This window comes from Terrabacter sp. P5_B1 (assembly GCF_056400505.1).
In genome coordinates, this window is sequence record NZ_JBFULD010000334.1 from 1 (window position 1) to 4,458 (window position 4,458).

General features: G+C 70.4%; 4 protein-coding genes and 2 pseudogenes. 3 read left to right on the forward strand and 3 right to left on the reverse strand.

Features of this window, described 5'->3' with window-relative positions; all coding sequences use genetic code 11:
- Positions 1-284, reverse strand: a pseudogene (locus AC1DP0_RS18515) (gephyrin-like molybdotransferase Glp); the annotation flags it as partial.
- 95 nt (positions 285-379) lie between these two features.
- Between AC1DP0_RS18515 and AC1DP0_RS18520 the strand changes: the two are divergent.
- The gene (locus AC1DP0_RS18520) at positions 380-805 is read left to right on the forward strand and encodes a hypothetical protein (RefSeq protein WP_478087291.1); all 426 of its coding nucleotides are present in this window, start codon (positions 380-382) and stop codon (positions 803-805) included.
- 19 nt (positions 806-824) lie between these two features.
- Here AC1DP0_RS18520 and AC1DP0_RS18525 read toward each other — a convergent pair whose 3' ends face one another.
- Positions 825-2,198, reverse strand: coding sequence for an L-serine ammonia-lyase (locus AC1DP0_RS18525; protein WP_478087293.1), 1,374 nt, complete (start codon positions 2,196-2,198; stop codon positions 825-827).
- 485 nt (positions 2,199-2,683) lie between these two features.
- Here AC1DP0_RS18525 and AC1DP0_RS18530 point away from each other — a divergent pair, with 485 nt between their 5' ends.
- Both AC1DP0_RS18530 and AC1DP0_RS18535 read left to right on the forward strand, forming a co-directional pair.
- Positions 2,684-3,391, forward strand: a complete 708-nt coding sequence (locus tag AC1DP0_RS18530; RefSeq protein WP_478087296.1) for a hypothetical protein — start codon at positions 2,684-2,686, stop codon at positions 3,389-3,391.
- A 77-nt stretch (positions 3,392-3,468) separates the two neighbouring features.
- Positions 3,469-4,239 carry a class F sortase gene (locus tag AC1DP0_RS18535; protein WP_478087298.1) on the forward strand — a complete coding sequence of 257 codons (771 nt, stop codon included), beginning with the start codon at positions 3,469-3,471 and terminating at the stop codon, positions 4,237-4,239.
- Between the two features lie 22 nt (positions 4,240-4,261).
- Here the strand turns inward: AC1DP0_RS18535 and AC1DP0_RS18540 are convergent.
- Positions 4,262-4,458: pseudogene (locus AC1DP0_RS18540) on the reverse strand (NAD-dependent dehydratase); the annotation flags it as partial.

Here is a 4,458-nt window from a genome sequence, read left to right on the forward strand (position 1 = left end):
GTCATGACCCGCGCCGCCTGGCCGGGGGCGAGCGCGAAGTCCGGGGCGGACCCGGCCGGCACGTCCCCGACCACCGGGTAGCTGCGCTGGTCGGGCGAACCGGGGCACACGGCATACCCGTCCATGGCCGAGTTGTCGAAGCGTGGCAGGTCATCGGCGGCGACGAGGTCGGCGGCCAGGCGCCGTCCCGCTGCGTGGCGGTCCAGCGTCACCCGCTCCAGCGAGCCGTCACCGAGGAGCCGCGCCACGGCGGCTCGGTGATCTGCGACGGACACGTGACCCACGCGCGCCAGTCTGTCGCATGGGCTGCGCTTCGGCACCGGGGGCTCATGGGCGGGAGTACCGGTTCGAAGAACCGGATCGTCCCGAGGAGGCCGCCATGCGCCTGAACCATCTCTTCGACGCGGCCTGGACCTACGACCTCCTCCAGCGCGTCGAGCCCGGACCCGGACGGGACGGTCGGGTCTACGGTCAGGGCACGGGGACCCTGACCGGCCGGGTGTCGGGCACGGCGACGTGGTCGAACTTCCCCCGCCTCCGGGAGGGCTACGCCTTGCCGGACGCCCGCGGTGTCATCGACGTCGACGACGGCTTTGTCCTGTTCACGCTGACCGGGCTCTCGTCACTGACCGATGGTCGCGGCCTCCACGTGCTCACCTTCCAGACGGAGGCACCGTCACATCTCTGGCTCAACGACGTGCTCGCCGTGGGCGAGGGGACCGTCGACGTCGAGCACAGCCAGCTCGCCATGCGCTACTACGAGTGCGAGGTCGAGCTGCCCCTGCCCAGCCTCGACGAGTCCTGAGACGAGTCCTGAGAGGCCCTCAGCACTCGATGACGTTGACGGCGAGCCCGCCGCGCGCCGTCTCCTTGTACTTCACCTTCATGTCGCGGCCGGTCTCACGCATCGTCTTGATGACCTTGTCGAGACTGACGACGTGGGAGCCGTCGCCGCGCAGCGCGGTGCGGGCGGCGGTGATGGCCTTGACCGAGGCGATGGCGTTGCGCTCGATGCAGGGGATCTGGACGAGGCCGCCGACGGGGTCGCAGGTGAGGCCGAGGTTGTGCTCCATGCCGATCTCGGCGGCGTTCTCGACCTGCTCGGGCGTGCCGCCCATGACCGCGGCCATGGCCCCGGCCGCCATCGAGCACGCCGAGCCGACCTCCCCCTGGCAGCCGACCTCGGCGCCGGAGATCGACGCGGTCTCCATGTAGATGACGCCGATGGCGCCGGCGGTGAGCAGGAAACGGACGATCCCGTCGCGGTCGGCGCCGTTGACGAAGTTCACGTAGTAGTGCAGGACGGCCGGGATGATGCCGGCCGCGCCGTTGGTCGGGGCGGTGACGACGCGGCCGCCCGACGCGTTCTCCTCGTTGACGGCGAGCGCGTAGAGGGTGATCCAGTCCATGCCGCGCAGCGGGTCGTCGCTCTCCCCCTCGAGCTGGAGGCGCCGGGCCAGCTCGGGCGCGCGACGGCGCACGCGCAGACCGCCGGGCAGCACGCCCTCGGTGGCGATGCCGTTGCGGACGCACTCCTTCATGACGCGCCAGATCTCGAGCAGGCCGGCACGGACCTCCTGCTCGGTGCGCCACGACAGCTCGTTCTCGAGCATGATGCGGGCGATCGACTTGCCGGTCTCCTTGCAGTGGGCGAGCAGCTCGTCGCCGGTGCGGAACGGGTGCGCGACCGGGGTCGTGTCCTGCACGACCATGGTCGAGCCGTCGACGTCCTCGCCGACGACGAAGCCGCCGCCGACGGAGTAGTACGTGTGCTCGGCGAGCGTGTGGCCGTCGGCGTCGAGCGCCGTGAACGTCATGCCGTTCGGGTGCACCGGAAGGGTCTTGCGGCGGTGCAGGGTGAGGTCCTCGTCCTCGTTGAAGTCGATCTCGCGCTGGCCGAGCAGCGAGAGCCGCTTCGTCGCGCGGATCTCGGCGAGCCGTCCCTCGACCTTGCGCGGGTCGCACAGCTCGGGCCGCTCACCCGTGAGGCCGAGCAGGACGGCCTTGTCGCTCCCGTGCCCGTGACCGGTGGCGCCGAGCGAGCCGAACAGCTGCGAGCGCACTCGCGCGACCCGGTCGAGGACGCCTTCGTCCTGCAGCCGCTCCGCGAAGAGCGCCGCGGCCCGCATCGGCCCGACGGTGTGTGAGCTCGACGGACCGATGCCGATCGAGAAGAGGTCGAAAACGCTGAGCGCCATGTGTCCTGACTCCGTGTCGTCGTTGACGGCTGTCGCCCAGGGGTGGCGGGCGACCCGATCGAGCGTACGTCCACGCATGGCCGGGGCGCACATGCGCCGAGATCCCTGAGCAGCAGCCCCGAGGACTCGGTAGGCCACGGGTGGCGTTATGCCCAACCTTTGTCCGCCGGATAATTCGGACATTCCCGACTTATTTGACCAAATATTTACGGATAGATGGGGATTCTCTTAACTTTCTTCGCTGTACACCCATATCTCCTTACCAAAACGGGATAGAAAGGCCCTGTTCGGGCTTCAGGCGCGGGGGGCAAAACGCGCCGCCACGACTTTAAGGGGACAGCTGCATCATGAATCAGAGAACGATCCGACTTCCGCGTCGAGTCATCACCCTGGTAGCGGCGGGAGGATTGGCGACCACCGGAGCCGCAGCGCTTGCGACAGGCTGGACCGCAGAGGCGTCGCCGGGAGACGCCCACCAGGTGTGGGTGTGCGTCTACGTCGGTTCCAGTGCCGACCGGGTGCTCAAGGCGGGCCGCAACCCGCTTCTGGTGGACGAGGCAGCCGTGGCAGGGGGGAAGTTCCAAGGCACCCACAACGATGCAGTGATCGTGCAGGCCGGCGGTGAGGACCCGGGTCTCGGAGCGTGCCTCCCTGTGTTGCCTCCGTCGGAGACCACCACCGTGCCGAGCACCGTGGAGCCGACCACGACGGAACCGACCACCACGGAACCGACCACCACGGAACCGACCACCACGGAACCGACCACCACGGAACCGACCACCACGGAACCGACCACCACGGAACCGACCACCACGGAACCGACCACCACGGAACCGACCACCACGGAACCGAGTGGCAACGGTGGCGGCGACGGTGGCGGCGACGGGGGCGGCACGGTCACCACCGCACCCACCACCACCGCAGCGACCACGAACGTGCCGGTCAGCACGACCACCGTACCCGTCGCGACCACGACCACTCCTGCCGGCGGTAACGGCGGCGGCGGTGGCAACGGCCGCCCGAACAACGGCGGCGGCACCAGTCTCGTGCCTGGCGTCGGCGCACCGCACACGGGCGGCGACGGTCAAGTGTCCTCGGGCCACCGGCTCCTCGGATCGGGCCTGCTCGCAAGCGGACTCGCACTGGCGGCCGGCGAGGCACTGCGCCGTCGCCGGGAGAACGCCGCTCGTTGACCTGACGGTCCCCGGCCACCGCGCACCCGCCGGTGGCCGGGTCCGACGTGCCTGCGATTTGTGGAAGGGGCCGGCTGATGGGTCGACGCCAACTCCCGGCGGTCGTCGCCGTGCTGCTCGTCGTGGCCGGCCTCTGGTATCTGCTGCCCCACCCGGGGTCACAGCCACCGCCGGGTCAGGCCCCCGTCTCGAGCTGGGCTGACCCGGCGCTCGACGCCTCCCCGCCCACGACCTCATCCGCGCCGCCGAGTTCGTCGGAGGCGACGGCCCCTGAACCCACACGCGCCGCGGCTCCAGCGCGCATCTCCGCGCCGCCGACGATGACGTCCCGCTCACCGGCATCGTGCCGGGGCGGCGAGCCGAAGCGGCTGCGCATCCCCGCCCTCGGGGTGGACGCACCCTTCGAACGGGTTGGGCTCGACCGCGCCGGCCGACGTGACGCAAACGGATCGCTGCCACTCGGCACACCGACCGACCGAACCCACGCCGGCTGGTATGCCGCCGGGCCCAGGCCCGGGTCGGGCACCGGCACGGTCCTCGTCGACGGGCACACGTACCGCGACGGGTCAGCCATCTTCCAGGAGGACTTCGCCAGTCGCATCGCCACGGGTCAGCTCATCCAGCTGCGCCAGGACAACGGCTCGGTCTGCTCCTACCGGGTCACGAAGGTGTGGCGCGAGATCAGCTCCGCACAGGCGTACCCACGCCTCATCGCCTCGCAGCACCTCTACGACTTCAACGGCCCGGAGCGCCTGCTGCTCGCCACGTGCGGCGGCACCTGGAACCCGTCGATCGGCAACTACGATGACATCAATGTCGTCCTGGCCCTCCCCGTGACCGCGCCCTGAGCTCGCGCCGGGACCCGGGCGGTCAGGCGGTGGCGACGACCTCGTCGATGGGCTGGAACCCGTCGTTGAAGGGGAGGACCCGACGGGCCGTCGAGTCCGGGTGCTCGGCGACCGAGCGGATGACGTGCGCGACGTTGTCGCGGGACACCTCGCCGGCGACGACTCCTTCACCCGTCGCGATGTGCCCCGTGGCCGCGTCGGTGGTCAGCGCGCTCGGGC

Coding starts and splice junctions, on each gene's coding strand:
- AC1DP0_RS18520 (WP_478087291.1), top strand. CDS start 380: ATGCGCCTGAACCATCTCTTCGACGCGGCCTGGACCTACGACCTCCTC.
- AC1DP0_RS18525 (WP_478087293.1), bottom strand. CDS start 2,198: ATGGCGCTCAGCGTTTTCGACCTCTTCTCGATCGGCATCGGTCCGTCG.
- AC1DP0_RS18535 (WP_478087298.1), top strand. CDS start 3,469: ATGGGTCGACGCCAACTCCCGGCGGTCGTCGCCGTGCTGCTCGTCGTG.